General features: G+C 70.3%; 5 protein-coding genes. All 5 read left to right on the top strand.

Translation table 11 applies throughout. From position 1 onward, the window contains the following. The first annotated feature begins 138 nt into the window (after positions 1-138). On the top strand, positions 139-429 hold the full coding sequence (locus tag D7X12_RS39495; RefSeq protein ID WP_120630308.1) for a hypothetical protein: 291 nt from the start codon (positions 139-141) through the stop codon (positions 427-429). 37 nt (positions 430-466) lie between these two features. Then, entirely contained in the window at positions 467-763 is a 297-nt protein-coding gene (locus D7X12_RS39490; protein ID WP_120630307.1) for a hypothetical protein, read from the top strand. A 476-nt stretch (positions 764-1,239) separates the two neighbouring features. Next, positions 1,240-2,844, top strand: a complete 1,605-nt coding sequence (locus D7X12_RS39485) for a serine/threonine-protein kinase (protein WP_120630306.1) — start codon at positions 1,240-1,242, stop codon at positions 2,842-2,844. Between the two features lie 77 nt (positions 2,845-2,921). Further along, positions 2,922-3,875 carry a glutathione synthase gene (gshB, locus tag D7X12_RS39480; protein ID WP_120630305.1) on the top strand — a complete coding sequence of 318 codons (954 nt, stop codon included), beginning with the start codon at positions 2,922-2,924 and terminating at the stop codon, positions 3,873-3,875. A 1-nt stretch (position 3,876) separates the two neighbouring features. Then, positions 3,877-4,599, top strand: a 723-nt coding sequence (locus tag D7X12_RS39475; RefSeq protein WP_120630304.1) for a tRNA1(Val) (adenine(37)-N6)-methyltransferase, incomplete at its 3' end; no start/stop codon positions are given.

The following is a 4,599-nucleotide window of genomic DNA, read 5'->3' as shown; positions in this document are numbered from 1 at the left end:
CGCCTCCCCACCCCCCAGGGCTTCAGGATCGTCCTCTGGAGAGCCGGAGTATTTTTCAGCCCAAAGGGTCGGGAGTCATTGCAAACCCCCGGAAGCACAGGGATGTCGCACGGTACACTTTTGGCAGCGGCCCCGAGCATGACCCTGGCCAGCCCCTCCAGCGTTGCTCCCGGATTGCAGGCCTTCACGGTGCTCATCGCCCGGGGTGTCCAGTCGACGGTGGACGGGCTGTCGGCGGAGGTCCGGCAGGCGGTGCTGGCCGAGTTGTTCCGCATGGGGGCGGACGCGTGCCGCGAGCACGCGAACCGCGTAGCCTGTAATCCCTACACCCTGCGCCTGGACGTGGCGGACTGCCGGATGCACGTGGAGCTGGACCCGACGCGCACCCGGCTGTCGCTGACAGGCCTCACCCGGCCCCGGCCGCACTAGAGGGCATGTGAACGAGAGGTCGAGCAGTGGGCCGTCAGTGCCCCGACGCGCGGGCTACGAGGAGAGCTGGGAGCTCACCTACCGCGTCGAACAACTCCGGGAGCTGGTGGGCCAGGAGCTGCGCCTGGACGACGCCCTGGCCGAGGACCTGGAGACCACCCTGGTCCGCCTGGTCCTGCGCAACCAGCGCCTCCGGGGCCTGCAGCGCATGGTGTCCGCGGAACGTGAGCCGGAGGACCTGGCCATGTTCCGCGCCGCGCTGGAGGACCTGGACCGGCAGCTGCTCCAGGATCTGCCCGGCCTGCTGGAGCGACTGCGCGCCACGGTCCTGTAGCAGCCTGCGTCGTCCGGTGGCCGTCGTGCGCCGTCCCACGCGGCTTTCCACGCGAAGGCACAGGTGCCCTCTTCTTCAACCAGTCTATTTGTAGTGTTGATCAACTGGTAGAAGCAGTAGGGGGCGCGGAGTTGGGGACAAGTCAGCAACCCCATGGATTCATGAAGGAATCGGCGATCTGCTACATGTGGGCAAGTTGCCGGTTTCCCCCGGGCATCCACAGCCGGGAAGTCCGCCCGCGGGTTTTCCACAGCCCCTCCCCCGCCATCCACAGGTGCTCCACAGGGACCTGGGGGGCATGCGGGCCCACCCTGCGTGGGGCCGCACCCGGACGGAACGTCCCCTGGCGCAACAGCCCTGTTATGGTCGCGGGCGGTTTGCTGGCTCTTCTCTCATGATGCGGGCGCGGCCGATTCGGGGCGCTGGAGGATGACCTCATCGACTTTCACCGGGGCGAGCGCATCGGGAAGTACGAGGTGCTCACGCAGCTGACCGTGGGTGGCATGGCGGAGCTGTTCCTGGGCTACACGTCGGGCCCGGGCGGCTTCCGCAAGTACGTGGTCATCAAGCGCATCCTCCCGGATGCCCGCTCCAATGATCAGTTCGTCCGCATGTTCCTGGACGAGGCGCGCATCACCGCGGCCTTCAACCACCCCAACATCGCGCAGGTGTTCGACCTGGGGGAGGAGGACGACGGGCTCTACCTGGCCATGGAGTTCATCGGCGGGCAGAACCTCAACCAGGTGACGAGCGCGTGCCTGAAGAAGCGCCAGCCGGTGCCGCTGGCCTTCACGCTGTCGGTGGCGCGCGACGTGTGCCTCGCGCTGCACTACGCGCACACCTTCACGTCGCCCGGCGGAGAGGCGAGCCCCGTCATCCACCGCGACGTGGCGCAGAAGAACATCATGGTGACGTACGACGGCACAGTGAAGCTGCTCGACTTCGGCATCGCCAAGGCGAAGAACAGCCTGGAGCGCACCCACGTGGGCACGGTGAAGGGCACCACCGGCTACATGTCCCCGGAGCAGGTGCGCGGCGATCCGCTGGATGGCAGGAGCGACCTGTTCTCCGTCGGCGTCGTGCTGCACGAGCTCATCACCGGCGAGCGGCTGTTCGCCGGGAAGACCGAGCGCGACGAGATGGTGAAGATCCTCGAGGACCCCATCCCGTGGCCCTCGGTGCTGCTGCCGCACATCTCCGAGGACATCTCGCGCGTGGTGATGCGCTCGCTGGAGCGCAACGTGGATCGCCGCTACGCGTCCGGCCGGGACATGGCGCGCGCCATCGAGAAGGCGGCCGGTGGCAAGCTGATGGACGCCGAGCAGCGCGCGGCCCTGATGAAGAGCCTCTTCGCGGAGCGCATGGCCGCCACGCGCTCGCTGCTGGAGAGCGCGGACGTGACGACGAGCAGCCAGGTGCTGGCGTCGGCGAAGCGCGCGCTGCAGAAGGACGACGGGCCCTACCTGCCGGAGCGCAAGGTGGACGCCCTGGGCGTCGTGGAGGCGCGCAAGAAGGCGGAGATCGCGCGGGCGCGGGCGGATGAGGCCTCCAGCGCGGACGCCGCGCCCCCGGTGAAGCGCGCGAAGCTGGGCGCCGTGTGGGCCCTGCTGGTGCTGACGTTGATGCTGGGCGGGGCCTACGGCGCGTTCCGGCTCACCCAGCTGCTGGAAGCCGAGGAAACCCTCCCGTCCCCGGGCCCCGGGCCCATGGTCGCCATCCCCATCCCGCCGCCGCGGGCCGCGCCGGACGCGGGCGTGACGACGGCGCAGGCGGTGGCGGTGAAGGAGAAGACCCCCCGGGACCGGGTCACGACGCGGAACGAGCCACGGGACGAGCCGCGGACGGGACGCGGCAGGCGCGGCAAGGGCGAGGTGACGCTCTTCCTGGACGAGTCCGCGGAGGTGTTCCTCAACAACAAGTCCCTGGGGCGCACGCCGCTGGTGAAGCGCGCGCTGCCGGTGGGGCCCACGGAGTTGATCCTCGTGGGTCAGGACAAGAAGCGCCGCGTGCTCGCCGTGCCGGTGGAGGCGGGCAAGCCCGTGCGCCTCAACCTCAAGCTGAGCGACCTGCCCGGCCGCTGACCGTCCGTTCCGGCGCGGACGGATGTGCGTGGGAATGAGCGGCACCGGCGCAAGGGCTCCGCTATCCTCGGAGCCTCATGGCGTTCTCCCTTGGCTTCCTGATGGACCCGCTCGAGAGCGTGCGGGTGGACCACGACACGACGTTCTCGCTGATGCTGGAGGCCCAGCGGCGCGGGCACGACGTCTACTACTTCGAACAGGGATGGCTGCGCTTCAACGGCCGGTGCGCGGAGGCGCGCATGCGCCAGGTGAAGGTGCGGCGCGAGCCGGGCCGGCACTTCGACGTGGTGCGCGAGGAGGTCCGGCCCCTGTCGAAGCTGGACGTGCTGTTCCTGCGCAAGGATCCGCCGGTGGACGCGAACTATCTGCACGCGACGCAGCTGGTGGAGCTGTGTCCGGACCGGATGCCGGTGTTCATCAACAACCCGTCCGGCATCCGCGACGCGAACGAGAAGCTCTTCACGCTGAACTTCCCGGACCTGATGCCGGAGACGCGCGTGACGAGCGAGCTGTCGGTGGTGATGGAGTTCGCGGCCCAGAACACGAAGGGCACCATCCTCAAGCCCATCGACGGGTTCGGCGGCAAGGGCATCCTCTTCCTCGCGCCGGGGGACCGCAACGCGCGCTCCATGGTGGAGCTGCTCACGCAGGGCGGGAAGGAGCCCATCCTCGCGCAGGCCTACGTGCCGGAGAGCCGCCTGGGCGACAAGCGCATCATCCTGGTGGACGGAGACCCGGTGGGCGCGGTGCTGCGCGTGCCGTCGGACGCGGACCACCGGGGCAACATGGCCGCGGGTGGCACGCCGATGAAGGCGGAGATCACCGCGCGCGACCTGCACATCTGCCAGCGGCTCAAGCCCGCGCTCCAGGAGAAGGGGCTCATCCTGGTGGGCATCGACGTGCTGGGCGACTACCTCACGGAGGTGAACGTCACCAGCCCCACGGGGCTCGTGGAGGCCAGCCACCTGGACCACGTCTCCTGTGAGGCGAAGGTGCTGGACGTCGCCGAGCGGATGCACGGCGCGCGCTGACGTGACGGCTTCCCTCGAAGCCGACGAGACGCTGGACTCCATTGGCACCGCGGACGTGCGGGTGTTCCAGCGCCGCTCGGGCTACCGCTTCACGTTGGACGCGGTGCTGCTCGCGCACTTCGCGGCCACGGAAGGGCGGGTGCTGACCGCCGGGCCGGTGCTGGAGCTGGGCGCGGGCAGTGGCGTGGTGTCGCTGCTGCTGGTGAAGCAGTTCGGCGTCGCGGGCCCGGTGGATGCGCTGGAGCTGCAGCCCGGGGTGCACGCGAGGCTGGTGCGCGCGGTGGCGCTCAACGGGTGTGAGGGCCGGGTGCGGCCGGTGCTCGGGGACCTGCGGGAGGCGCGGACGCTGCTGTCGCCCGGGGCCTACGCCCAGGTGGTGTCGAACCCGCCGTTCCGCCGGGCCCAGGCGGGGGTGGTGAGTCCGGACGCCGAGCGGGCCGTGTCCAAGTCGGAGGTGGCGTGTGACGTGGACGCGGTGGTCGCGGCGGCGCGGCATGCGCTGCGGCCGGGCGGTGCGGTGAGCCTGGTGTATCCGGCGGCGCGGCTCGCGGAGGTGCTGGGGGTGCTGGCGCGGGCGCGGCTGTTCCCCCGGGTGCTGCGGTGCGTGCATGCGCGCGTGGAGGCCCCGGCGACGCGCTTCCTGGTGCAGGCGCTGAGGGATCAGGACCGGGGGCTGTCGGTGCGGCCGCCGCTGGTGGTTCACGGGGCGGGACCGGGGGGCTAT

This window comes from Corallococcus sicarius (assembly GCF_003611735.1).
Classification (GTDB): domain Bacteria; phylum Myxococcota; class Myxococcia; order Myxococcales; family Myxococcaceae; genus Corallococcus; species Corallococcus sicarius.
The sequence above is the reverse complement of the archived record's forward strand: the minus strand, read 5'-3'. Positions and strand labels throughout refer to the sequence as shown.